16 protein-coding genes and 1 other RNA gene are annotated in these 24,850 nt (G+C 72.0%); 10 read left to right on the forward strand and 7 right to left on the reverse strand.

All coding sequences use genetic code 11. The annotated features are described in order from the left end of the window. Window positions 1-4 precede the first annotated feature (4 nt). From P8T65_RS28480 to P8T65_RS28505, 6 genes are all read right to left on the reverse strand, one after another. Window positions 5-2,284, reverse strand: coding sequence for a CDP-glycerol glycerophosphotransferase family protein (locus P8T65_RS28480; protein WP_316728046.1), 2,280 nt, complete (start codon window positions 2,282-2,284; stop codon window positions 5-7). 224 nt (window positions 2,285-2,508) lie between these two features. Next, entirely contained in the window at window positions 2,509-4,752 is a 2,244-nt protein-coding gene (locus tag P8T65_RS28485) for a bifunctional glycosyltransferase family 2 protein/CDP-glycerol:glycerophosphate glycerophosphotransferase (RefSeq protein ID WP_316728047.1), read from the reverse strand. Between the two features lie 143 nt (window positions 4,753-4,895). Further along, window positions 4,896-5,783 carry a carbohydrate ABC transporter permease gene (locus P8T65_RS28490; protein ID WP_316728048.1) on the reverse strand — a complete coding sequence of 296 codons (888 nt, stop codon included), beginning with the start codon at window positions 5,781-5,783 and terminating at the stop codon, window positions 4,896-4,898. After that, complete coding sequence (locus tag P8T65_RS28495; RefSeq protein ID WP_399100555.1) at window positions 5,780-7,144, reverse strand: carbohydrate ABC transporter permease; 1,365 nt, start codon at window positions 7,142-7,144, stop codon at window positions 5,780-5,782. Before P8T65_RS28495 ends, P8T65_RS28490 begins: the two co-directional genes overlap by 4 nt. 9 nt (window positions 7,145-7,153) lie before the next feature. Continuing rightward, window positions 7,154-8,581 (reverse strand): ABC transporter substrate-binding protein, encoded by a 1,428-nt coding sequence (locus tag P8T65_RS28500; RefSeq protein ID WP_316731769.1) that lies wholly within the window; start codon window positions 8,579-8,581, stop codon window positions 7,154-7,156. A gap of 489 nt (window positions 8,582-9,070) precedes the next feature. After that, complete coding sequence (locus P8T65_RS28505; protein WP_316728050.1) at window positions 9,071-13,225, reverse strand: FHA domain-containing protein; 4,155 nt, start codon at window positions 13,223-13,225, stop codon at window positions 9,071-9,073. Window positions 13,226-13,730: 505 nt separating this feature from the next. On the opposite strand from P8T65_RS28505, the gene P8T65_RS28510 reads away from it, so the two are divergent. The 5 genes from P8T65_RS28510 (at window position 13,731) to P8T65_RS28530 (ending at window position 20,188) form a co-directional block, all read left to right on the forward strand. Continuing rightward, window positions 13,731-15,506, forward strand: a complete 1,776-nt coding sequence (locus P8T65_RS28510) for a protein kinase domain-containing protein (RefSeq protein WP_316728051.1) — start codon at window positions 13,731-13,733, stop codon at window positions 15,504-15,506. Window positions 15,507-15,879: 373 nt separating this feature from the next. Next, window positions 15,880-17,112, forward strand: coding sequence for a serine/threonine-protein kinase (locus P8T65_RS28515; protein ID WP_316728052.1), 1,233 nt, complete (start codon window positions 15,880-15,882; stop codon window positions 17,110-17,112). Window positions 17,113-17,180: 68 nt separating this feature from the next. Then, window positions 17,181-17,798, forward strand: coding sequence for a hypothetical protein (locus tag P8T65_RS28520; protein WP_316728053.1), 618 nt, complete (start codon window positions 17,181-17,183; stop codon window positions 17,796-17,798). Between the two features lie 81 nt (window positions 17,799-17,879). Continuing rightward, complete coding sequence (gene prfB, locus P8T65_RS28525; protein ID WP_316728054.1) at window positions 17,880-18,983, forward strand: peptide chain release factor 2; 1,104 nt, start codon at window positions 17,880-17,882, stop codon at window positions 18,981-18,983. 308 nt (window positions 18,984-19,291) lie between these two features. Then, a complete protein-coding gene (locus P8T65_RS28530; RefSeq protein ID WP_316728055.1) occupies window positions 19,292-20,188 on the forward strand; it encodes a hypothetical protein in 897 nt (298 codons plus the stop codon). Between the two features lie 126 nt (window positions 20,189-20,314). Here the strand turns inward: P8T65_RS28530 and P8T65_RS28535 are convergent, their stop codons facing one another. Beyond that, window positions 20,315-20,506: a hypothetical protein gene (locus P8T65_RS28535; RefSeq protein ID WP_005486830.1), complete on the reverse strand. Its 192-nt coding sequence runs from the start codon at window positions 20,504-20,506 to the stop codon at window positions 20,315-20,317. Window positions 20,507-20,758: 252 nt separating this feature from the next. On the opposite strand from P8T65_RS28535, the gene ftsE reads away from it, so the two are divergent. The 5 genes from ftsE (at window position 20,759) to ssrA (ending at window position 24,833) form a co-directional block, all read left to right on the forward strand. Then, entirely contained in the window at window positions 20,759-21,448 is a 690-nt protein-coding gene (gene ftsE / locus P8T65_RS28540) for a cell division ATP-binding protein FtsE (RefSeq protein WP_009320785.1), read from the forward strand. Window positions 21,449-21,482: 34 nt separating this feature from the next. Next, on the forward strand, window positions 21,483-22,400 hold the full coding sequence (ftsX, locus tag P8T65_RS28545) for a permease-like cell division protein FtsX (protein ID WP_316728057.1): 918 nt from the start codon (window positions 21,483-21,485) through the stop codon (window positions 22,398-22,400). Between the two features lie 68 nt (window positions 22,401-22,468). Next, window positions 22,469-23,680, forward strand: coding sequence for a S41 family peptidase (locus P8T65_RS28550; protein ID WP_316728058.1), 1,212 nt, complete (start codon window positions 22,469-22,471; stop codon window positions 23,678-23,680). A gap of 111 nt (window positions 23,681-23,791) precedes the next feature. Next, window positions 23,792-24,334 carry an SsrA-binding protein SmpB gene (gene smpB, locus P8T65_RS28555; protein ID WP_254408619.1) on the forward strand — a complete coding sequence of 181 codons (543 nt, stop codon included), beginning with the start codon at window positions 23,792-23,794 and terminating at the stop codon, window positions 24,332-24,334. A gap of 112 nt (window positions 24,335-24,446) precedes the next feature. Then, window positions 24,447-24,833, forward strand: a transfer-messenger RNA (tmRNA) gene (ssrA, locus tag P8T65_RS28560). Window positions 24,834-24,850: the final 17 nt, after the last annotated feature.

Genomic DNA, 24,850 nt, shown 5'->3' on the forward strand with positions numbered 1-24,850 from the left:
GTCCTCAGCTCCTCACGAGGGTCGCGGCGGCGGGTGTCGGGACGGCGGGTGCCGGGGCCGCGGGAGTCGGGGCCGTGGGCGCCGGAACGGCGAACGGCGGGGCGGGGGTGCGCTCGGCGAGCGGCAGGACCGGCGGCAGCGCCTCCGGCCGCTCGCCGAGGAACACCCGCCGTACGACCCGTTCCGCCGCCCGACCGTCGTCGAACTGGCAGAACCGCTCGCGGAAGACGGCCCGCAGCGCGTCGGCCGCCACGTCCGCGTACGAGCCGTCCCGGAACAGCTCCGCCAACTCCCGCCCGGTGCGCGCCACATGACCGGGCTGCGTGGCCGGAAGATCGAGGCAGACACCCCGGGTCTCCCGGAACACCTCCCAGTCCTCCGCGAGGATCACGACGGGCCGGTCGAGGTGGGCGTAGTCGAACATCAGCGACGAGTAGTCGGTGATCAGCGCGTCGGCGGCGAGACACACCTCCTCGACGCGGGGGTGCGCGGTGACGTCGGTGATCCGTCCGCCGCTCGCGCGCGGGGTACCGGCGGCCGAGCGGTGGTGTGTCCGCAGCAGCACCACGAACTGCTCGCCCACCGCCTCGCAGAACGCCTCCAGGTCGAACCGGGGCTCGTGGCCGGGGGAGTGGTCGCGGTGGGTCGGGGCGTAGAGGAGGGCCTTCCTGCCCTCGGGCACGCCCAGCGCGCGCCGGGCGCGCGCCACGTCCTCGGCCGTCGCCGTGTAGAGGACGTCGTTGCGCGGGCAGCCGTACTCCAGCTGTTCGTACCTCCCGGGGAAGGCCCGCTCCCAGGTCTCGGTGGAGTGCCGGTTGGCGGAGAGGCCGAAGTCCCAGCGGTCCACGCGCCCGAGGAGAGCGGCGGCCGAAGCGGCGGGCCCGCCGGGCCCACCGGACGCGGCGGCCACCGCCGGATACGCGGACCGGTCCAGGCCCGTCGCCTTCAGCGGGGTGCCGGGCGAGATCCGGACGTGGACGCTCCCGGGACGCTCGACGACGGTGTCGCCGAGACCGCTGATACCGCCGATACCGCCGAGATCGGTGAGGTCGTCGAGATCGGCGTCGTCGACGACGTACTTGGCGCGGGCCAGCAGCCGCCCCGCGCGCGGACTGCCGAGCACGGCGTGCTCCGCGCCGTGCGGGACCCGGTCCACCGCGTCCGCCGCGACGAGGAACACCGAACGGACCCGGGGGGCGAGTTCACGGGCCTTCGCGTGGAGCGCGGCGAGGTCGCCGCCGACACCGCGCACCCGGTGCGTGCGGTACACGGCGAGGTTCGGGTCCAGCGGCAGACGGCGCCGCACGGCGCAGACGGCGCGGGCCAGGGGCGTGCGGGGGCGGGGGAGCGCCGCCAGGGCGCCGACGGTGACGCGACGGGCGGCGTGCAGGACCCGGAATCCTCCGTACGAGCCGCTCGCGAGCAGCCGGTGCTGGAGTCCGAGGTGGCCGGCGGGCACCTGGAAGCCGGTCGGGCGGTGGAGGCCGTAGAGGTGCATCGCGCGGCGGAAGAAGTCCCGACGGTGGTGGGCGGGCAGCCGCTCCGGGTGCGCGAGACTCCTCAGCACGATCGAGAAGAGCCGCCCGAACAACGCCTCCGTCAGCGCCTGCCCGGCCGCTGCCCGGGCGAGCACCAGCTCCACCTGGTCGAGGAGTTCGAGGTGGTGGGCGCCGGGCGCGTACAGCCGACTGCCCTGCCGGCGCAGCAGATGGCGCACGCAGACCGTGCCCGGCAGTTCGGCCGTGCGGTCGGCGGCGAGGGCGACCAGGCCGTTCCAGCCGACGTCGGTGAAGTGGCCGATGGGGAAGGTGAGTTGGCGCGTGGTGAGGAAGTCCCGGAGGTAGGTCGCGCTCCACGCCGGGGCGTCCGGGCCGACCGGGCGCACGATCGTCGTGCCGCCCTCCCACCAGTGCGCCCGCTCGTGCGTGAAGCGCAGGACGTCCGGGTCGTCGGTCTCGTCCAGCCGGTCCGCGATCGCCCGCAGCGCGCCGGGCGCGAGCGTGTCGTCCCCGTCGAGGAAGAGGACGTACGTCCCGTGCGCCGCGGCCAGTCCCGCGTTGCGGGCGGCGCTCAGGCCGCCCGCCGGCGGCGACTCGACCGGAGCGACGCGGGTGTCCCTGACGGCGTACGCGGCACTGATCGCCCCGGCCGGTGAGTCCGCCGCCGTCTCGTGCACCGGAATCAGCTCGAAATCACCGAACGGCTGACCGAGCACCGACTCCAGAGCGAGTGGCAGCCGCCCTTCCACGCCGTAGGTGGGGACGATGATGCTGAAGCGGGGCATTCTTTCCTTTCGGGGGGTGCGTTGTCGGGGGTGCGTGGTCGGGTGCGGGCCAGTGGGGGCTTCTCGCGCAGTTCCCCGCGCCCCTGAAGGATTCGGCCCTGCGGGCCTGAAAAGCGTGGGGCGCAGCCCCCGCTGTTCAGGGACGCGGGGAACTGCGCGACCAGCCCCCACCGGGCGGACGTCTGGGGGTCGAAGGGGCGCAGCCCCTGGGGCGAGGAATCCGGCTACGTGCCCAGCAAGTCATCCGCACCCGGGCGGATGCCCGACGCCGACGGAACCGGCCGCCGCTCCCCCAACGGCACCACATCCCCCGGCGGCACACACTCACCCAGCACCACCCGCCGCACCACCCGCTCCGCCGCCCGCCCGTCGTCGTACGGACAGAACCGCTCCCGGAACGCCGCCCGCAACTGCGCCGACCGCGACCCCCGCCAGTGCCCGGTCGCGAAGATGTCGATCAGCTCGTCCTCGCTGCGCGCGACCGCGCCCGGCGCACACGCCCGCAGATCGAAGTACGTGCCGCGCGCCGCCTCGTACGCCTCCCAGTCCTCCGCGTGGATCACGATGGGCCGGTCGAGGTTGGCGTAGTCGAACATCAGGGACGAGTAGTCCGTGATCAGGGCGTTCGAGGCCAGGCAGAGGTTCTCCACGCTCGGATACCCGGTGACGTCCAGCAGCCGGCCGTGCGCCAGGTCGGTCAGCGGGGAGTCGTACGCGTGGTGCGCCCGGGCCAGGACGACGAAGCGCGGCCCGAGTTTGCGCAGCACCCGCTCCAGATCCAGATGGGCGCGCTGCGAGTGCCGGTAGTCGCGGTGCGTCGGGGCGTACAGGACGGCGACCGCGCCCTCGGGCACCCCGAGGTGCTCGCGCACCCGGGCCACGTCCGTCGAGTTCGCCCTCAGCAACACGTCGTTGCGCGGCGAGCCGTATTCGAGGGTGGTGAACGGGGAGGGGTAGACCCGCTCCCAGACGAGCGTGGAGTGGCGGTTGCCGGACAGGACGTAGTCCCACTGGTCGCTGCCGCGCAGGACGTCCTCGAAGTCCGTGCCGCGCGCCGCCGCCGGCCGGTCCCGCAGGTCGAGCCCCATGTGCTTGAGCGGGGTGCCGTGCTGGGTCTGCAGCAGCACCTGACCGCGCCGTTTGACCAGTCGCCTGTCGAAGTCGACGTTGTTCACCAGGTACTTGGAGCGGGCGAGCGCCGTCCAGTACGCCATCGAGCCGGGCAGCACGCGCCGGGTCGCCACCGGCAGCGTGTGGTGGTGCTCCGGGCGCGCGACCCAGGAGGTGCGCATCGTGGGGACGTACGTCCGGAACGCGTTCTCCAGCGCGGCCGGGCTGCACTCGTAGCCCCGGCCCCCGTACGCGGCGAACACCGCCCGGTCCGCACGCAGCGGGAGCAGCCGCTGGACGCGGTAGTGGAGGCGCAGACCGGCGGAGCGGAACAGACCGACCACGCCCCGCACCAGGCGCCCGGCCGCCCGGCCCAGCCGCGCTCCGGCCCACAGGGCGCGGTAGAGGCGCGGGCTGCCCAGCCGCAGGAGCGCGTGCCGGAGCCGGGCGCGGGCGCGGAGGGGCACGCCGGGTGTGCGGTAGCGGGCGCGGTGCGCGCGGACCGCCCGCAGGAACTCGGCGCGCGCCTCGCGCGGCAGCCGGTGGCGCCGGGAGAACACGGAGGTGAGGTGGTCGAGCATGCGCCGGAACAGCACCGGTCGCCACTGCGCGAGCTCCGGCCGCTCGTCGACGTACGCGAACACCCGGTCGTACTGCCCGAACACGTCGAAGTGACCGTACGTAGTCGCCCCGAGGAGGCTGCCGTGGCGGCGCAGGCGGTGGTGGACGCAGACCCGGTCGAGGGTGGCGACGGACTCGGCCGTCATCAGGACGGGGTACGTCCAGGCCGTGTCCTCGTAGACGCCGGACGGGAACCGGAAGCTGTGGTCCTCGACGAACTCCCGTTTGCAGGCCTTGTTCCACACCGCCGGGCGGACGGTGAGCAGGCCGGGGCGGTCGTCGAGCCGGAACGGGGCCGGGCCTTGCTCGGTGAGTCGGCGGTCACGCGCGTCGTGGACCGGCTCGCCCGTCCACGCGACACGCGCGAAGTCATGGACGAGGACGTCCGGTTCGCCGGTCTCCTTGACACGGTCGGCGATCGCCTGGAGCGCGCCCGGCGTGAACGTGTCGTCGCCGTCGAGGAAGAGGAGGTAGTCGCCCCTGGCGTGCTCCATCCCCGTGTTGCGGGCGGCACCGGGCCCCGCGTTCTCCCGCAGGCGCACGGTGCGGCGCACCCGGGGGTCGCGGGCGGCGAACTCGTCGGCGATCGCACTGCAGTTGTCGGGCGAGGCGTCGTCGACGACGATCAGTTCGAGGTCGGTGAAGGACTGGGACAGCACAGAATCCAGGCATTCGTGCAGGTACGCCTGAACCTTGTACGCGGGAACGATGACACTGAACCTGGGCAAGGAGGACATCCATGGGTCGGCGCGGGCATACTGCCCGGAAACGGCCGATGGGATGATTTGGTTACGTTGCGTGTTCCATACGGGGGATTCTCACGGGAGTTGGGGGCGCACGGGTGTGTTCCGCGGTGCGCACGCCCCCACTTGGATGGCCGCTACTTCACCGCCCCGGCCATCACCCCCGACACGAACTGCCGTTGGAACGCGAAGAACACGGCCAGCGGGATCACCATCGAGATGAACGCGCCCGGCGCCAGGACCTCGATGTTGCTGCCGAACTGCCGTACCTGCTGCTGGAGTGCCACCGTCAGCGGCTGGGAGTCGGAGCTGGAGAAGACCAGCGCGACCAGCATGTCGTTCCACACCCACAGGAACTGGAAGATCCCGAGGGACGCGAGCGCCGGTGCGGCCAGCGGCAGGACGACCGTCGCGAACAGCCGTACCTCACCCGCCCCGTCCAGCCGCGCCGCCTCCAGCAACTCCCTAGGGATCTCGGCGAAGAAATTCCGCAACAGGAAGATCGCGAACGGCAGTCCGAAGCCGACGTGGAAGAGCACCACGCCGATGATGTCCCCGAAGATCCCGAGGTCCCGGAAGAGCCCGGACAGCGGGATCAGTGCCACCTGCACCGGCACCACCAGCAGCCCCACCACGCCCATGAACCACCAGTCACGGCCCTTGAAGTCCAGCCAGGCGAAGGCGTATCCGGCCATCGCGCCGATCAGGACGACCAGCAGCGTCGCCGGCACCGTGATCCAGATCGTGTTGAAGAGGGCGTCCGTGATGCCGTCGTTCTCCAGCAGCGACTCGTAGCTCCGCGTGGTGAGTTGGGCCGGAGCCGAGAACACCTTCCACCACCCGGAGGCGGAGATGTCGGTCGGGTCGCGGAACGACGAGACCAGCAGCCCGAAGGTCGGCACCAGCCAGAACAGCGCCACCAGCAGCAGGAACACACGCAACGCGCCCCCTGCCGCGCCGCTCGCGAGCCGGGCGGCGACGGAGCGCTTCTCGACAGGTGTGGAGCGTTCCTCGACAGTCGTCACCGCTGGCGCTCCTTCCTGAGGCGACGGATGTTGACCCACATCACCGGCAGCACGAGCAGCAGCAGAACCACACCGATCGCACTGCCGAGACCGAAGTCGCCCCCGCCGCCGTACGACACCAGATAGAGCTGCAGGGCGAGGACGTTGGCCTCGTCCTGGGTGGGCTGGGGCGCGATGATGTAGACGAGGTCGAACACCTTCATCACATTGATCATCAGCGTGACGAGGACGACGACCAGGACCGGCGCCAGCAGCGGCACGGTGACCTTCCGGAACACCTGCCACTCGTTCGCGCCGTCGACCCGGGCCGCTTCGAGCAGATTGCGGTCCACCCCGGCCAGCCCGGCCGCGATCAGCACCATCGCGAAGCCGGCCCACATCCAGACGTACGAGCCGATGACGGCCGGGGTGACCAGGGTCGGGCCGAGCCAGTCGATGCCGTTGTAGGGCGAGGCGAAGTTCGAGCCGGGCAGCCGGAGCCGGGACCCGTCGGCGGACTCCGGCAGGCTGAAGGTGCCGTCGGAGCCGCTGGTCGCGGTGGCGACGACCGCGCCGTCCTTCACCGCCTCGACCTCGACGCCCTCCAGCGCCTTCTCACCCGGGTCGACGACGCCCTTCTCACCGCCGCCACCGAGCCGGAAGTCCAGCCAGACGGTGCCGGTGACACCGTCCCCGGTATCGGCGCCGGGGGCCTTCGCGTCCCGCGCGTCACCGGGCAGGCTGTTGGGCGCGATCCCGACGAGCGGGAGGAGCGCCGGGGTGCCCGCCCGGACCGTCCCCTCCGTGGTGAACGACCCGCCGCCGGACGCCTTCAGATCGCTCACCTGCGCGTTGGGCCGGGCCTTCGGATACACGGACTCGTCCACGAAGATGTCGTGCACGGACGTCACGACCGCGTTCGCCACCCCCTGGTCCGGATCCTGTTCGTACACCAGCCGGAAGATGATGCCCGCGGCCAGCATCGAGATCGCCATCGGCATGAAGACGATCAGCTTGAACGCCGTTCCCCAGCGCACCCGTTCGGTCAGCACCGCGAAGATCAGCCCGAGCGCGGTGACGACCGCCGGGGCCACCGCGACCCAGATCGCGGTGTTGCGTACGGCGACGAGGGTCGCGTCGTCGGTGAAGATCTCCGCGTAGTTGTCGAGGCCGACGAAGCCCGAGCCGTCCGCGTCGAACAGGCTCCGCCAGACCGAGTACCCGATGGGGTAGACCACGAGCGCGCCAAGCAGCACCAGCGCGGGCAGCAGGAACAGCACCGCCACCCACAGCCGGGTGCCCGTCACGCTCTTGCGCGGTGCGGCGGGGGGCGTCGGCAGCGCGCCGGCGCCCCCCGCCGTCTTCGTCACGGCGGACGACATGAGTCGCCGTCAGCCGTTCCCGTAGGCCTTGGCCGCGTCGGTCTCCAGCTGCTTCTGGGCGCCGGCCACGTCGTCGGGGTTCTTCAGGAAGTCCTGGAGGTCCTTCCACTCACCGACGCCCTGGGTGCCGCCGAACGCCGCCGGGGCCTGGTCGGACATGTCGAAGCGGAAGTCGTCACCCGCCGCGAGCAGCGCCTTGGCGATCTCCCGGGTCACATCGTCCTTGTAACTGCCCTGGTCCATCTCCTTGTTGGGGGAAAGGAAGCCGCCCTGGGCCGCCCAGATCTCCGCAGCGTCGGTCGAGGCGAGGAAAGTGAGCAGCGCCTGCGCGCCCTTGCTGTCCTTCAGCGCCACGGCCGCGTCGCCGCCGGTGACCACGGGGGAGTCGTCGCCGACCGCCGGGAACGGGAAGACCTTGGCGTCCGCGCCGATCTTGGCATCCGTGTCCCCGTTGATGGTGACGGCCACGAAGTCGCCCTCGAAGACCATGCCGGCCGGAGCGTCCCCGGTGAAGGTCTGCGTGATCGACTTCGGGTACTCGGTCTGCAGCGCGCCGGACGCCCCGCCCGCGATCAGCTCGTCCTTGCCCCACAGTTCGCCGAGCGTCGTGAGGGCGTCCTTCACGGACGGATCGGTCCACTTGATCTCGTGCTTGGCGAGCTGGTCGTACTTCTCCGGGCCCGCCTGCGAGAGGTAGACGTTCTCGAACCAGTCGGTGAGCGTCCAGCCGTCGGCGCCGCCGATGGAGACGGCGGGTGAGCCGGCGTCGGAGAGCGTCTGCGCGGTCTGCAGGAACTCGTCCCAGGTACCCGGCTCCTCGGTGATCCCGGCCGCCTCGAAGGCGGCGGTGTTGTACCAGACCAGGGACTTGCTGGCGGCCTTCGCGTAGACGCCGTACTGCTTGCCCTCGTACGCGCCGAGGTCCTTCCAGCCGTCCGAGAAGTTCTTGTCCAGCTGGGCCAGGGCCTCGCTGCCGAGCGGTTTCACCCAGCCCTTCTCGGCGAACTGGTGCAACACGCCGACCTGCGGCAGGAACGCCACGTCCGGCGGTTTGCCGCCCTCGATCTTCGTACCGAGGAACGTGGACGTGTTGTTGCCGGTCGGCACGAACGTCACCGAGGCGCCGGTGCGTTTCTCGAACTCGTCCAGCACTTTCTGGAAGTTGTCCAGCTCCGGGCCGGTGAAGACGGCCGCGACCTCCAGCTTCTGGCCGTCCAGCTTGGGGAGTTGGACGGTGGCCTTGTTACCGCCGTCGTTGCCGTTGTCGGCGCCGTCGCCCTTGTCGTCGTCACCGCCGCACGCGGTGAGGGAGAGGGCGAGGACGCCGGCGGCGAGAGCCGCGACGGCCCTGGCGGCGGGAGCGTTGTGCGTGGTGGCCCTGGACGTGGGGGGATGGGTGGGCTTGTCAAGGGAAGTGGGCTTGCGTGTGCGAAGCATGCGACCCATGCGGTGGATGTTGCGCATCTCTGACCCCGTTCTCCGTGCGTCGTCGAACGTAGAGCGCTGTCCCGTGGGCTCTGGTCTACGCCGGGTGCTCGGGAGCGGCAAGAGCGCCTGCGGTGTCAACGTCTTGATCGTGACCGCGTCGTGACCATGACTCGGCGACGGGGCGCTGCCGCTGCCGGGTGCCTATGCGCCGTGGGTGACTTCGCCGTTGGCGGGTGGCTGGCTCGTCGTGGTTGCTCGCGCAGTTCCCCGGGGCCCTGGAGGGGCCTGCGGCCCCATCCTTCAGAGCGATGGCTTGGCGAGGGGGGAGCTGTCGGGTGCGGGGTGCCGGGTGCCTATGGGCCGTGGGGGAGTTCGTCGTTGGCGGGTGGCCGGTTCGTCGTGGTTGCTCGCGCAGTTCCCCGCGCCCCTGGAGGGGCCTGCGGCCCCATCGCCCGACTCCCTCCCCCTGCGGGCAGTCGTGCCGTTGGGGGGGCGCCGTCAGAGCAAGGACGGGGCGGCCGGTGCCGAGACCTCGCGGGCCGCTCGGTCCAGGGCGCTGGCCAGGAGGGCCAGGTCCGTGGGGCCGTTGCCCAACTCCCGTACGGGGCGCCGCGCGGGCGGGTCGCCCATCCGCGTCCAGTCGAGCGGAACGACCGTCGGCCTGAGGGTGGCCGTGCGCGGAATGCGGCCCGTCACCCGTCCCGCCTGGAACGCGGTCGCACGACCTCCCTCACCCAGCAACTCGCCGCGCCCCGTTGCCGGTTCGTCGGGACCCGGCACCGGCGCGCTCAGGACGACCCGCCCGCCGGCCGCCCGCCCCAGCTCGCTCTCGCTCTTCCGTCCGCCCCCGCCCGTCGTGGCCACGAGATGCACCCCGAGCCGCTCGCCCTCCCGGGCCACCGCCTCCAGGGCCCGGACGACCGACCCCGCCGCCGGCCGCCCCGTGGAACCCAGGGGCGGTGACAGCAGCGCGTCGAGGTCGTCGACGATCACGACGAGCCTGGGCAGCTCCGAGGCGAGGCCCTTACCGGCCCCACCCCTGCCGTCCTGCTCGGTGTTCCGCCGACTCGGCCGCAGCCGCAGCGTGGAGCTGGACGACGAGTCGAGATCGGCGGCCCCGACCGCCGCCGCGGCCTGCCCGGCCCCGGCCCCGGCCCCCGAACCGCCCGGCCCGGAGGAACCCGACCCCGGAGCGGCCGACTTCGCCGCCCCGGACCCCGACGTCGCCGAGGTCGTCGAGGTCGCGGAGCGCTGCGGGACGATACGGCCCGACACCTCGCGCCGCGTGTGCCACTCCACGAACCCGAGCCCGTCGAGCAGTTCGTACCGACGCTTCAGCTCGGCGATCAGTGACTGGGCGAACTCCCGCATACGGACGGGGTCGTTGGCGGTCAGATGGGTCCCCACATGGGGCAGGTCGGTACAGACGCCGAGCCCTTCCCCGACGCGGCCCGCGCCGCCACCGGTGGCGCCACCCGCGCCGCCGTCCCGCCCGTCGACGAGGACGATGCCCAGCCGGTCGGGCCGCTCGGCGGCGGCCAGCGACGCGGCGACGGCCCGCAACAGCTCCGTACGGCCGCTGCCGACCGGCCCCTCGATGAACAGGTGCGGACCCTCGGCGACGAGGTCCACGGAGACGGGCCCACGCGGCCCGGCGCCGAGCACGGCCCAGGCGCGCCCCCCGAGCGCCGTCGTGTCGTCGCCCGCGTCCGCCCAGCGCGCCATCAGCGACGCCGGTGTGGCCCGCGCGAGCCCCAACTCGTCCAGCAGCCGCGCCGACTGCGGCAACGGCGCCGACACCCGAGCCTGCCGGTCGCCGACCGCCCCGTCCGTCCGCAACGGCGCCAGCGCCCGCGCGAACCGCTCCGCCCACGCCGCCGAGACCGCGTCGAGCGTGGCCACCGTGCCGTGGTTCAGCAGGCCGGGCGCTTCCTGCGCGTCGAGCGAGGGGATGTCCCGGGTGCCGGGGCGCGTCCGCTCGTCGGCACCCGTGAGCGCGCTCTCCGAGAGGTCGAGGGCGGTGTGCGTGCGGCTCACCACGGCGGGGTCCGCCTGTGCGGAGCCACGGGCCCGGCCGGGCCGTATGGGCTCCGTGTGGTCGGGGCGGGGGCGGCCCGGTGAGGCGTGGGAGGCCGTACCGCGCGCGTGGTCCGCGGCCTCGCGCGACGGGAGACCGCCCGACCCCGCCCGCCCGGCCTCACCCGCCGTGGACGCCGTACCAGCCGTATTCGTCGTGCCTGTCACGTTCATCGCGTTCATCGCGTTCGTCGTCCCGGAACCCTTCCCCCCGGCGTACCCGGCGGAGGTGACACGCAGCAGCCGCAGGGCCGTGGCGACGTCACCGCTGAGCAGGGCGACGGCCCCGCACGCGCGGAACGCGGGGGAGACCTCGCAGGCCGCCGTGTACGTCTCGGTCACCGGTGAGGCGGGCGACGCGGACTCCGTCTCGGCGAGGCAGACGACATGGATCCCGGCGACGGGCCCCTCCTGCGCCAGCCGCACCACGGCCTCACGCACATCCGCGCCCCCGGGGTCCCCGTCGACGATCACCACCGTGTACGGCCCCGCGAAGCCGCCGCCCGCCGGTTCGTCCTCCCGGGCCCACGACGGCCGCCGCGCGCTCCGCCGGGCCGAGCCGCTGTCGGCCGCCCCGGTACCCCCATCGGCCGGGTCGGCCGAGACCGTGGCCCAGCCCGTCGTCGTACGTCCGCCGTCGGCGCCCGGCGTGCTCCCGGGCGCGTGGCCCGCCGTGTCCGCCGCGTGGTCCTCCACGCGCCGCAGCAGTTCGTCCAGCCGGGCCGTCGTCTGCTCACGGTCGTAGGCCAGGAGAAGACGGCAGTCCTGGCCGTGCGCGGGGCGCAGATGGGGGAGCCAGCCGAGCCAGGACCAGTCGGTGGTGCGCTCCTCGGCGGGCCGGGCGCGGTCCGCGCTGATCAGCACCAGTTCCAGGGTGTCGGGGGAGTGCAGCGCGGCGAGCTGAGCCACGACCGCGCGGGTCAGCCCCATCAGCCGGGGGCGCGGTCCGGCGAGCCCCAGCGCGCCGACCTCCCGCAGCCCGGTGGTCACCGGCACGGCAGGCAGCAGACCCGATCCGTCCGGCGCGGGCCGGTCCGTCGTGCCCAGCCGCACCGCCAGCGCCTCTGGATGCCCCGGCCCGCGCTCCCACAGCCGGGCGCCGGGCCCGAGCGCGGTGAGCAGCAGCGCGGCGAGGTCCGGCCAGGTCTCCGGCAGCCGCTCCCCGGCCGCCGGGAGCACCGAGGCCAGCGCCCCGCGCTCGTCCTCGTCGTACTCCGCGTCGTACTCGTACGGGTCGTGCACGGCCCCCGACTGTGCCCGCCCGCCGGTCAGCCGCCGGGCCCAGGCGCCGAGCCCACCCCGTTTGCGCACCCCACGCGGCACGTCCGTGCCCCGAAGGGGCGTGCCTTTGCGGGTACCGCCCCCGGGGGTCTCACCGCCGTGCCCGAGACCGCCCTCACCGGGTCCGTCGGCCCCGGGTCCGCCGGCACCGGTACCCGGCCCGCCGGGCTCACCGGTGGCGCGGGAGTCGTGGGACCGGCGGGAGGTGCCGTGGCCCCGGGCCTCACCGGCGCGTGGGTCGTCGAAGCCGTGCGGGGCGTCGGCGGCGCGGGAGCCCGCGGCACCGCCGAGGGGCTCGTGGCCGTCGCGGGGACGGCCGTGGCTCTCCGCCCCGACCCCGCTCCCGCCGCCCGCACCGGCACCCTCGCGCACCGGCGGCACCGGCCCTTGGCCGGCGCTCGGCGCGGCCTCCCGGCCGGTGCCCCTGGTCGTGCCGGGCCCCGTGCTCCCCGTCGTCCGCTCGATGCCGGGCACCCCGCCCTGCCCCGGCACCGTCCGCCGCTCGGCACGCCCCTGCCCGGAACTCCCGGCCCCCGCCGCTCCCGTACTCCCACGTGCCACGCCGCCGGACCCGGAGCCGCCGCCGGAGCCGCTGTCACCTGCCGCCGCCCCGGCCCCCGCCGCGACCCGGACATGTCCCTCGCCGTCGGGTGTCGTGCCGACCCCACGCGCTCCCGACGACGAGGCCAGCCGGAGCGCGGACTCGCCGATGCGCAGCAACGCGCCCGGGGCCAGGCGGACCGGGCGGTCGCCGACGCGGGTGCCGTCGAGGGTGGTGCCGTTGGTGGAGCCGAGGTCGACGACGGAGACACGGCCGTCGGCGGAGAGGGTGACCGCGCAGTGCAGGCGGGAGACGTCCGGGTCGTCGAGCGGGACGTCGGCGTCGGCGGAGCGGCCGATGTGGATCTTGCCGCCGTGCAGCAGATGGACGCCGCCCGCGTCAGGGCCTGCCACCACGTGCAGCTGCGCGGCGGCCTCGTCGACCTCGGGGCCCGGCTCGGAGGGGGCGCCCAGGCAGAGCACGGCGCCGTCTATGAGAGGCGGCTCGCCGAGGGTGCACCGCTGGACGTCGAGGCGCTCGGCACCGGCGTACAGCACGACCTGTCCGCCGCCGACCTCCCGGCTGCGCTCCAGACGCTCCGCACCGCCCTCCCCGACGGCGGAGGCGAGGCCCGAGGCCACGGCGGCGAGAGCCGTCCCGGCGGGCGCCGTGACCAGCACGTCGCAGGCCGTGGCACGTCCTCGCGGCTCGGAGGGCGGTCCCAGCGGGTCTACGACGGTCAGCCGGATCTGCATCGCCGTCAGCGGTCCCTTCCGCGCGGGCACCCGCGACGACGAGGACGAGACTGCGCGGTCCCCACCGCAGACTTCCCCCACCGCTTCACGGGCACGTCGGCCAGTACTGGAGGCATCCTCGCACCTGCCACTGACAACTCGCCCGCCGCCCGGCATCAAGTGATCTTGATTGGTCGGCTCTGCCCACAAAAATGCCTGACCAGTGCTCGCCAGTTGATCACTTGAGATCGGTCACGTCCGCAGCGCGGCCGCATTCGGGATCGGTCACGTCCGCATCCGGAACCCGACATACCCCCGCACGGCAACCAAGGCCCACGAGGGAGCGTCTTTCCACCGAACGCACACGGGTACCCGTACGTACTCGACCCACAGTGAACGGACAGAGTGGGCAGGAAGAGTCGGGAAGTGAACAGCCCGGTCCCGGGGACGGCCGCACTACAGTGGTCGGAACGTCCGCGTGAGTCCAGGGCGTGACCAGGCAAGCAAGCAACAGGGAGCGCATGACGTGCGGCCGGTAGGCAGTAAGTACCTCCTTGAGGAGCCGATTGGACGCGGCGCCACAGGCACTGTCTGGCGCGCCCGCCAGCGGGAGACCGCCGGCGCCGAGGCGGCCGTGCCGGGCCACCCCGGCGAGACCGTCGCGATCAAGGTCCTGAAGGAGGAGCTCGCGAGCGACGCGGACATCGTGATGCGGTTCCTGCGGGAGCGCTCCGTCCTGCTCCGGCTCACCCACCCGAACATCGTGCGCGTCCGGGACCTCGTCGTCGAGGGCGATCTGCTCGCCCTGGTCATGGACCTGGTCGAGGGCCCCGACCTGCATCGCTACCTCCGGGAGAGCGGCCCGCTCTCGCCGGTCGGCGCGGCCCTGATGACCGCCCAGATCGCCGACGCGCTCGCCGCCAGCCACGCCGACGGCGTCGTCCACCGCGACCTGAAGCCCGCGAACGTCCTGCTCAAGCAGGGCGGCGGCGAGATGCACCCGATGCTGACGGACTTCGGCATCGCCCGCCTCGCCGACTCCCCGGGCCTGACCCGCACCAGCGAGTTCGTCGGCACGCCCGCGTACGTCGCCCCCGAGTCCGCCGAGGGCCAGCCGCAGACCTCCGCCGTCGACATCTACGGCGCCGGCATCCTGATGTACGAACTGGTCACCGGCCGCCCGCCGTTCAACGGCCAGTCCGCGCTCGAAGTCCTGCACCAGCACCTCAGCGCCGAACCGCGCCGCCCCTCCACCGTCCCCGACCCGCTGTGGACGGTCATCGAGCGTTGTCTGCGCAAGAACCCGCGCGAGCGGCCCAGCGCCGTCAATCTCGCCCGGGCGCTGCGCATCGTCGCCGAGGGCGTCGGCGTGCACGCGAACTCCATGCAGATCGCCGCCGCCGAGGGGGTGGGCCACATCCTCGCCCCCGACCCGGCGCCCGCGCAGGTGCCGGGCTCCCCGGAGCCGTTCGGCTCGGCCGACCCGACGCAGGTGCTGCCGCACGGCGCGGGCGCGTACGACCCGAACGCCGCGACGAGCGTCCTCCCGCACACTTCCGGGCCGGCGGGCTCGGGCGACCCCACGACCGTGCTCCCGCACACCTCCGGCGCCGACCCGACGTCCGTCATGCCGCCGGTGCCGTCGCACGACCCCGGCGGGCAGCCGCCCGAGCAGCCGCACCCCTGGCAGAACCAGCTCCGCGCGGCCCGCGACCGCAACGAACAGACCCAGGTCCAGTACCTCGACCCCAGCGAGGACCCGCTGCGGCGCCGGCCCCAGCGGCAGGCGGGCCGTGGGCAGCAGCCCCAGCAGCCCCAGCAGCCCCAGCAGCCGCCGCGTCGGCAGCAGCGGCCGCCGCAGGGCGGGCCCGGCCCCGGGTACGGCCACCCGCAGCAGCAACAGCCGTACGCCCCGGCGCCCGCGCGGCAGCCGCAGCCGCAGCCGCAGCCGCAGCGGCGGCAGCCGGAGCGGCGGCAGCCGGAGCGGCGGCAGCCGGAGCGGTACGCGCCCGCGCCGCAGCCGCAGCAGCCGGCGCCGCGGCCGCAGCGGGAGCCCCGGCCGCCGCGTCAGCGCAGCGCCAATCCGATGCGGATCCCTGGGCTCGGGTGCCTCAAGGGGTGCCTGTTCATGATCGTCCTGCTCGTCGTCGGCGGCTGGCTGATCTGGGAGTTCACGCCGCTGCAGGAGTGGGTCGGCACGGGGAAGAGCTGGTGGGGACAGCTGTCCGACTGGGTCGGCGAAGTGGGCAAGTGGATCGGCGAACTGGGCAACGGGTCCGGTTCGGGGGGCTCGGGGCAGTAGAGCGCCTGATGGCTCGGGCGTTCGGGTCCGGTTGGCGAGTGCGGCTCCGGTGGGACGTCTCGCGCAGTTCCCCGCGCCCCTGAAAGAGAAAGACCAGGCCCTGCGGGCCTGAAAGGCGACGGGGGCGCGGCGGATGAAAAGCACGGGGCGCAGCCCCTGCTTTTCAGGGGCGCGGGGAACTGCGCGAGAAGCCCCACCCACCCGCACCCGCCGACGCACCGATCCACCCCACCCCCTCCGCGCACCCCGCCCCAAGACGGAGTCCCACGTTGGGGACTTGTCGACATCCGAGGGGTGATTTCCGCCTCGGCGGTGAACCTTGGGTCCCCGGGCGCGTAGCTTTGTCGCCAACACGCGGCCTGTAGGAGCAGTCTTGGGACGGAAGATCGGAAGCCGGTACACCGCGAACCAGATTCTGGGGCGGGGCAGCGCCGGCACGGTGTGGCTGGGTGAGGGCCCGGAGGGCCCTGTCGCCATCAAGCTGCTGCGCGAGGACCTCTCGTCCGACGAGGAACTGGTCGGACGCTTCGTCCAGGAGCGCACCGCCCTGCTGGGCCTCGACCACCCGAATGTGGTCTCCGTACGCGATCTCGTCGTCGACGGCAACGACCTCGCCCTCGTCATGGACCTCGTCCGGGGCACGGACCTGCGCACCCGCCTCGACCGGGAGCGCCGCATGGCCCCCGAGGCGGCGGTCGCGATAGTGGCCGACATCGCCGACGGCCTGGCGGCGGCGCACGCGGCCGGGGTCGTCCACCGGGACGTGAAACCGGAGAACGTGCTGCTGGACATGCAGGGCCCGCTGGGCCCCGGAGGCGCGCACCCGGCCCTCCTCACCGACTTCGGCGTCGCCAAGCTGATCGATTCCCCCCGGCGCACCCGCGCCACGAAGATCATCGGAACACCGGACTATCTCGCCCCCGAGATCGTCGAGGGCCTGCCGCCCCGCGCGGCCGTGGACATCTACGCCCTGGCGACCGTGCTGTACGAGCTGCTGGCCGGTTTCACCCCGTTCGGCGGCGGCCACCCCGGCGCCGTCCTGCGCCGCCATGTCACCGAGACCGTGGTCCCCCTCCCCGGCATCCCCGAGGAACTGTGGCAGCTCCTCGTCCAGTGCCTGGCGAAGGCCCCGGCCTCCCGCCTGCGCGCCTCGGAACTGGCGACGCGACTGCGCGAGCAGCTGCCGCTGCTGGCCGGGATGCCGCCCCTGGACGTCGACGAGCCCGGGGCGGAGACGGAGGAGGCGGCCGAGGAGCAGATCGTGGCGGTGGTGCCCGGGGAGCGGGCGCGGCGAGGGGCCGTACCGCTGGTGCCCGGGGCGAAGCCGGACTCCAATCGGGACACGCACACGTCGATGAGGGTGCCCGGGCCGGAGGAGCTGGCGGGCGGGGCCCGGGGGACGGCACGGGTGCCCAGGGCCTCGGGGGCGCCCCGGCCGGGCTCGGCCCGCCGTCGGGCGATGGCCCGACGCCGACGGATCACGCTCGGGGCCGCGGCGGTCGCGCTGGTGGTCGCAGCGGGTGTGGGCACCTGGGCGGCGACATCCGGAGGCGACTCGGACGGCGGGTCCAAGGACACCAACAACTCCACGCCGACATCGCCGTGATGTGACGTGCACATCGCGCATCCTCCGCGTGACAGGAACACCGGCGCCCTGCGACTCGCAGCAAGGAAATGAACGACATCGCGAGCGAAACCCCCGACGAGGTCGGCGGCAGATTCCATACCCTCGGCCGGGCCGATCCCCTCATCGCCCGAGGCGCACGAGCCGGGGCCGCGCTCAAGGGCGTACTGGTCCTCGCCGCGATCGTCTCGGTGGGCTCCTGCGGTTCCGTGGAACCGCAGGAGCCCACCCCCGGGACGGACAGTGCCTCGGCGGGCTGCGAGGTCCGTGACGCCACCCAGCAGGTCGCCGACCGCTTCTCCGCGCTGGGCGAGGTCGTCACCACGGAGTGGTGCGCGATGGACCTCGCGGGCGGCTCGTCCCGCGTCCCCGGCCCGAGCGACATCAGAATGGTCGGCTACTTCGAGACCACGGCCGAGGACATGAAGGCCGTCCTGGACGCCCCTGACAGGACGTTCGAGAAGGCCGAGCCCGAGGACATCCCTGATGCCCTCGGCGCTTCGACGTCCGAGAAAGCCGAGTGGCTGACCAGCCCCGAGGTGAACGAGGAGATCACAGCCGGCCTGTACACAGCGACGTTCTGGTTCGACCGCGCTTCCAACAAGATCCTCTTCGACGCCGTCAACCCGACCGGAACCGAGGACGAGGGGGCCGTGGTCGGAGGGTGAGGGACGAGGTCACCGCCGGCTGCCGCCCCGGGCCGAGGGCGCCCCACCATGGTCACCCGGCGGAGCCGTTAGGCTGGGGGCGTGGCAGTCGTCGATGTATCCGAAGAGCTGAAGTCCCTCTCCTCGACCATGGAGTCGATCGAGGCCGTTTTGGACCTCGACAAGCTGAGGGCAGACATCGCCGTGCTCGAGGAGCAGGCGGCCGCGCCGTCCCTGTGGGACAACCCGGACGAGGCGCAGAAGATCACCAGCAAGCTCTCCCACCTCCAGGCCGAGGTCAGGAAGGCTGAGACGCTGCGCGGTCGCATCGACGACCTCGCCGTCCTCTTCGAGATGGCCGAGGAGGAGGACGACCCGGACACCCGCGCCGAGGCCGAGTCGGAGCTGGTCCTCGTCCGCAAGGCGCTGGACGAGATGGAGGTCCGTACCCTCCTGTCCGGCGAGTACGACTCCCGTGAGGCCCTCGTCAACATCCGCGCCGAGGCCGGTGGCGTCGACGCCGCCGACTTCGCCGAGAAGCTGCAGCGGATGTACCTGCGCTGGGCGGAGCAGAAGGGCTACAAGACCGAGGTGTACGAGACCTCGTACGCGGAGGAGGCGGGCATCAAGTCCACCACCTTCGCCGTGCAGGTGCCGTACGCCTACGGCACGCTCTCCGTCGAGCAGGGCACCCACCGGCTCGTCCGCATCTCGCCCTTCGACAACCAGGGCCGGCGCCAGACCTCCTTCGCCGGTGTCGAGGTGCTGCCCGTGGTCGAGCAGACCGACCACATCGAGATCGACGAGTCCGAGCTGCGCGTCGACGTCTACCGCTCCTCCGGCCCCGGCGGCCAGGGCGTCAACACCACCGACTCGGCGGTGCGGTTGACCCACCTCCCCACCGGCATCGTCGTCTCCTGCCAGAACGAGCGGTCGCAGATCCAGAACAAGGCCACCGCCATGAACGTGCTCCAGGCGAAGCTGCTGGAGCGGCAGCGTCAGGAGGAGCGGGCCAAGATGGACGCCCTCAAGGACGGCGGCAGTTCCTGGGGCAACCAGATGCGTTCGTACGTCCTGCACCCGTACCAGATGGTCAAGGACCTCCGCACCGAGTACGAAGTCGGTATCCCCGAGGCCGTGTTCAACGGCGAGATCGAGGGGTTCCTGGAGGCCGGAATTCGCTGGCGCAAGCAGCAGGAGAAGTAAGGCCCCGGAATTCAGCGCTTTGTCGACAAGGCAACTGCCCTCCACTGGAGGGCAGTTGCCTTGTCTGTGGGGGGATGTCTGGGTCTTACGTCACACTCACATGTTCGTGACGAGGTCAAAAGCGGTGAACGGGACATCGCGTACGCAACGACCTTGACGTTACTGGGAAAACTGGGAAGGTTGGCGTATGGCATGCGCATTACTGGGGCGCATGTGAACCGGGGGACTTCGACCCAACCGACTGCTCCCGTTGATCGCGGCCCCGGGCGCTGCTCCATTTACTGATAGCTACTGGGGGTAGCAGCCATATGACGAAGAAGACGCGGATCCGCGTGGCGCGCATAGCCGCGGGTGCCGTGATCGCCGCCGGTGCGTCGCTGACCGCCGCGGGCGCCGCTTCCGCGCTGGACCTCGGAGTCGGCGTCGGTGTCAGCACCGACGACGGTGGTTCCATCGAGGCCGATGTCTCGGTCCAGACCGGCAACGACACCGGCAACACCAGCATTGGCGCGTCCGACGGTGGCGCGACGTCCGACGGTGGTGCCACCACTGACGGTGGTGCCACGTCCGACGGTGGTGCCACCACTGACGGTGGCGCGACGACCGACGGTGGTGCCACCACTGACGGTGGCGCGACGACCGACGGTGGTGCCACGACCGACGGTGGCGCGACGACCGACGGTGGTGCCACCACTGACGGTGGCGCGACGACCGACGGCGGTGCGACGACCGACGGTGGCGCGACCTCGAACGGAACCTCCAACGGCACCTCGGGCGGTTCCACCTCGAACGGAACCTCCAACGGCACCTCCGGCGGTTCCACCTCCAACGGCACGTCCAACGGCACCTCGGGCGGTTCCACCTCCAACGGGACCTCCGGCGGTTCCTCCGACGGTGGCTCCACCTCCGGCGGTTCGTCCGACGGCGGTTCCTCCACCTCCGGCGGTTCCTCCGACGGCGGCTCCATCTCCGGTGGGCCCGACACCGACGGCGGCAACGACGAGTCCGTGCAGCAGGAGGGCTCCTCGGCCCTCACCGACACCGGCTCGGAGGCCGAGGCCCAGGGCGTCGGCACCGGCGAGCTGGCCGAGACGGGTGCCGCCGAGACCACGTTCCTGCTGGTCGGCGCCGCCACGATGATCGTCGGCGGTATCGGCTTCCGTCTGCTGCCGCGCCTGATGGCCGGCCGCGGCGCGGCCGCCTGATCCCAGAGGATCGGGCACAGCACCGCACACGTACGACGAGGGCCCGGGGCAGCCAGCCCCGGGCCCTCGTCGTTCTCGTCGTCCGTCCCGTCCGTCCCGCGTACGCCGCGTGTCGGCGAGGCGCCCCTATGCCGTCTGGTGCGCCAGCAGGGCCACAGCCGCTATGAGGATCGCCAGCAGGGCGATCAGTGTCATGGGGCTCAGGCTCGCGAAGGGGTTCTCCTGCTGGAGTCGCTCGCGGCTGGCCCGGCACACATGGCAGCGGCCCTCGGCGACGGGGGACGCGCAGTTCGCGCACACCAACCGGTCGTACGTCATGCGCCTCGCCCTCCTTGCAATGGCCTCACACATACCTCAACGCTTCGCGCAGCCGGACCGTTCCTCTACACCACTGTGCCAGGTTCCGCCGGAGGTTGCGCGGGGGCCTCGGAAAGGGGTGGGTGCGGTTGTCGGAGGGCTGCGGGTCGGTGGGGGCTGGTCGCGCAGTTCCCCGCACCGGGCTGCGCCCTCTCCAGGAACATGGCGCGGTACAGTCTCGTCCATCCATCCCCGACGGCTTGTGGTGCATCCGTGATCCGATTCGACAACGTGTCCAAGGTCTACCCCAAGCAGACCCGCCCCGCACTCAGGGATGTCTCCCTGGAGGTGGAGAAGGGCGAGTTCGTCTTCCTGGTCGGCTCCTCCGGCTCCGGAAAGTCCACGTTCCTGCGGCTGATCCTCCGGGAGGAGCGGTGCAGCCAGGGACAGGTGCACGTCCTGGGCAAGGATCTCGCGCGGCTGTCCAACTGGAAGGTGCCGCAGATGCGGCGCCAGTTGGGGACGGTCTTCCAGGACTTCCGGCTGCTGCCCAACAAGACGGTCGGCGAGAACGTCGCCTTCGCGCAGGAGGTCATCGGCAAGTCGCGCGGCGAGATCCGCAAGTCCGTGCCGCAGGTGCTGGAACTGGTCGGCCTCGGCGGCAAGGAGGAGCGGATGCCGGGCGAGCTGTCGGGTGGTGAGCAGCAGCGGGTGGCCATCGCGCGGGCCTTCGTGAACCGGCCCAAGCTCCTCATCGCGGACGAGCCCACCGGCAACCTCGACCCGCAGACCTCCGTCGGCATCATGAAGCTGCTCGACCGGATCAACCGGACGGGCACCACCGTGGTGATGGCGACCCACGACCAGAACATCGTGGACCAGATGCGCAAGCGCGTCATCGAGCTGGAGAAGGGCCGCCTCGTCCGCGACCAGGCACGCGGCGTCTACGGCTACCAGCACTGACCGCCCCCGTCCACGAAAGGCTCATCGAGACGCCATGCAGGCCCAGTTCGTCCTGTCGGAGATCGGTGTCGGTCTCCGCCGCAACCTCACGATGACCTTCGCGGTCATCGTCTCCGTCGCCCTCTCCCTCGCCCTGTTCGGCGGCTCGCTGCTGATGAGCGACCAGGTCAGCCAGATGAAGGGCTACTGGTACGACAAGGTCAACGTGTCGATCTTCCTCTGCAACAGGAGCGACGCGGAGTCCGACCCCAACTGCGCCAAGGGCGCCGTCACGACCGAGCAGAAGAACCAGATCAAGTCCGACCTGGGCAAGATGGCGGTCGTCGAGAACGTCGCCCACGAGTCCCAGGACGAGGCCTACAAGCACTACAAGGAGCAGTTCGGCGACTCCCCGCTGGCCAGCAGCCTCACCCCGGACCAGATGCAGGAGTCGTACCGCATCAAGCTCAAGGACCCGGAGAAGTACCAGGTCATCGCGAGCGCCTTCAACGGCCGTGACGGTGTGCAGTCGGTGCAGGACCAGAAGGGCATCCTGGACAACCTCTTCCGGCTCCTCGGCTATCTGAGCTGGGCGGCGCGCGGTGTGATGGCGGTCATGCTGATCGTGGCGCTGCTGCTGATCGTCAACACGGTGCGGGTCTCGGCGTTCAGCCGTCGTCGTGAGATCGGGATCATGCGGCTGGTGGGCGCCTCGGGCTTCTACATCCAGGCGCCGTTCATCATGGAGGCGGCGGTCGCCGGCGTGATCGGCGGTGTGATCGCCTGCGCCTTCCTCGCGCTCGGCCAGTACTTCGTGATCGACAACGGTGTGTCACTGTCCCAGAACCTGCCGTTGATCAATTTCGTCGGCTGGGACGCGGTCCTCATCAAGCTGCCGCTCATCCTCACGGTGAGCTTCCTGATGCCGGCGCTGGCCGCGTTCGTCGCGCTGCGCAAGTACCTGAAGGTGTGACGCATGCCCCTGGGGCCGTACCGGGCAAGGGCCGGTACGGCCCTTCGCGTTGTCCTAGACTCGCCGACATGTCAGGCCGCGACCTGTTCTCCCAGCCCCGCCGCATCAGCCGCGGGGCCGCTCTGACATTGGTCTTCGCGAGCGTGCTCGCCACCGGCGCCGCGACCGGCTCCTTCGACGATCCGCGCCGGGAGACCACGGCCGTCGCGAACCCCTCCCGCTCCAATCCGGCCTCCACCCCGGCCGACAGGGAGCAGGACGTCGCCGACGCCGCGGCCGAGGCCATGGCCGAGGGCAAGTCCCCCGTGGAGGCCGCCGAGCGGGCCGTAAGCCGCAGCGGCGACCGGTGGGGCGCGGTCTACTCCGAGGGCGAGTACGAGCAGTTCGAGGAGGCCCTCGACGGCGAGTACACCGGCGTCGGCCTCTGGACCCGGCTGGAGCGCGACGGCCGGATCGAGGTGACCCGGGTGCAGGACGGCTCGCCCGCCGCCCGCGCCGGGATCCGCGCCGGCGACCGCCTCGTCCGCGTCGACGGCGAGAAGGTCGACGGCCGCCCGGTCACCGAGGTCGTCTCCTTACTCCGCGGCGACGCGATCGACGAGGGCACCGGGAGCACCGGGACCCCGAAGAGCGCGGCCGCCGGTACGAAGGTGCGGCTGGAGCTGGAGCGCGACGGCCGGACCTGGTCCGCGACCCTGCGCCGGGCCCGCCTCTCCACCGAGGACGTGACCGTGAGCCGTACCGCGGGCGGGGTCAGCGTCATCACGGTCGACGCGTTCACCAAGGGCTCCGGCGATCTCGTACGTGCCGCCGTCGAGCAGTCCGCCGACGCCGCCGGCTTCGTCCTCGACCTCCGTGGCAACGCCGGCGGTCTGGTCTCCGAGGCCGTCACCGCCGCCTCCGCCTTCCTCGACGGGGGCCTCGTCGCCACGTACGACGTCAAGGGCAGGCAGCGGGCCCTGCACGCCGAACCCGGCGGCGACACCACCAGACCCCTGGTCACCCTGGTCGACGGCGGCACGATGAGCGCGGCCGAGCTGCTCACCGGAGCCCTCCAGGACCGGGGCCGCGCGGTGGTCGTGGGCTCCCGGACCTTCGGCAAGGGCTCGGTGCAGATGCCGAGCCGCCTCCCCGACGGCTCCGTCGCCGAGCTGACCGTCGGCCACTACCGCACCCCCTCCGGCCGGGGCGTCGACGGCCGGGGCATCACCCCCGACCTCGAAGCGGACGAGGACGCCCTGCGGCGGGCCGAGACGGTGCTGAGCGGCCTCGGGCAGTGAGCGACGCCCGTTGATCGTGCTCGTTGACCGTGCACGCTGATCACGCCCGTTAATCGGCTTCCCCCGCACCCCCTCCGTGGTGCGAAAATGGACGGCACTATGAGCAAGGGAATGTACGTACCGAAGGAGTCCCAGCCCAAGCAGGGCGGGGCGGCCGCCAAGGCCAGGGACGGCGAGAAGGGCGGCAAGAAGAAGATCGTCGCCCAGAACAAGAAGGCCCGGCACGACTACGCGATCATCGACACCTACGAGGCCGGGCTCGTCCTCATGGGGACCGAGGTCAAGTCGCTGCGCGAGGGACGGACCTCGCTGACCGACGGCTTCGTCCAGATCGACCGGGGTGAGGCGTGGCTGCACAACGCCCACATCCCCGAGTATCACCAGGGCAGCTGGACCAACCACTCCGCGCGCCGCAAGCGGAAGCTGCTGCTGCACCGCGAGGAGATCGACAAGCTGGAGTCCAAGGCGCAGGAGACGGGTCACACGATCGTGCCCCTCGCCCTGTACTTCAAGGACGGCCGGGCCAAGGCCGAGATCGCGCTCGCGCGAGGCAAGAAGGAGTACGACAAGCGGCAGACGCTGCGGGAGAAGCAGGACCGGCGGGAGTCGGACCGGGCGATCGCGGCGGCCAAGCGGAGGCAGCGGGGCCAGTAGGGCGAGGCCGCCGGGAATACGGTGGCACGCGCTCGCGTTGGTCACGTACGATGGCTCTGCACCTCACAGCGGGTGCGCCGGCCCCCTTCGGGGGGCGTTGAAAAAACAACATGGGGATGATCGGTTTCGACAGCGGATGTTGAGGCAGGGGAAGCGTGTCGAGGAAGCGGCAATGATCTCGTTAACCATATGTCGCACCAAATAATCGCCAACACCAAGCGCGATTCCCAGACCTTCGCTCTCGCTGCCTGATAAGCAGTGATCGAAGGCCCTAATGGGTGTCAGCCCGGGAGCGTTCCCGGCCCGGATCCTGGCATAATCTAGGGAACTAAACCATTGAGCCCGGTCACGGGGTTCAATGGGAAAACAAACAGTGACTGGGCCCGTCGGCGACTTGTTCGCGTGATCGCCGGGGCCGAGAAAATCACAGCGAACTGCACACGGAGAAGCCCTGGTTCTACACCGTTGGACGCGGGTTCGATTCCCGCCATCTCCACAATTCCCATGTGGGCGAGA

Origin of the sequence: Streptomyces sp. 11x1 (assembly GCF_032598905.1) — a bacterium.
Lineage (GTDB): Bacteria > Actinomycetota > Actinomycetes > Streptomycetales > Streptomycetaceae > Streptomyces.

Bases quoted from the DNA above. Each gene is read 5' to 3' on its own strand.
- P8T65_RS28480 (WP_316728046.1), bottom strand. From the start codon at position 2,284: ATGCCCCGCTTCAGCATCATCGTCCCCACCTACGGCGTGGAAGGGCGG.
- P8T65_RS28485 (WP_316728047.1), bottom strand. From the start codon at position 4,752: ATGTCCTCCTTGCCCAGGTTCAGTGTCATCGTTCCCGCGTACAAGGTT.
- P8T65_RS28495 (WP_399100555.1), bottom strand. From the start codon at position 7,144: ATGTCGTCCGCCGTGACGAAGACGGCGGGGGGCGCCGGCGCGCTGCCG.
- P8T65_RS28500 (WP_316731769.1), bottom strand. From the start codon at position 8,581: ATGCTTCGCACACGCAAGCCCACTTCCCTTGACAAGCCCACCCATCCC.
- P8T65_RS28505 (WP_316728050.1), bottom strand. From the start codon at position 13,225: ATGCAGATCCGGCTGACCGTCGTAGACCCGCTGGGACCGCCCTCCGAG.
- P8T65_RS28520 (WP_316728053.1), top strand. From the start codon at position 17,181: ATGAACGACATCGCGAGCGAAACCCCCGACGAGGTCGGCGGCAGATTC.
- P8T65_RS28530 (WP_316728055.1), top strand. From the start codon at position 19,292: ATGACGAAGAAGACGCGGATCCGCGTGGCGCGCATAGCCGCGGGTGCC.
- P8T65_RS28535 (WP_005486830.1), bottom strand. From the start codon at position 20,506: ATGACGTACGACCGGTTGGTGTGCGCGAACTGCGCGTCCCCCGTCGCC.
- ftsX (WP_316728057.1), top strand. From the start codon at position 21,483: ATGCAGGCCCAGTTCGTCCTGTCGGAGATCGGTGTCGGTCTCCGCCGC.
- P8T65_RS28550 (WP_316728058.1), top strand. From the start codon at position 22,469: ATGTCAGGCCGCGACCTGTTCTCCCAGCCCCGCCGCATCAGCCGCGGG.
- smpB (WP_254408619.1), top strand. From the start codon at position 23,792: ATGTACGTACCGAAGGAGTCCCAGCCCAAGCAGGGCGGGGCGGCCGCC.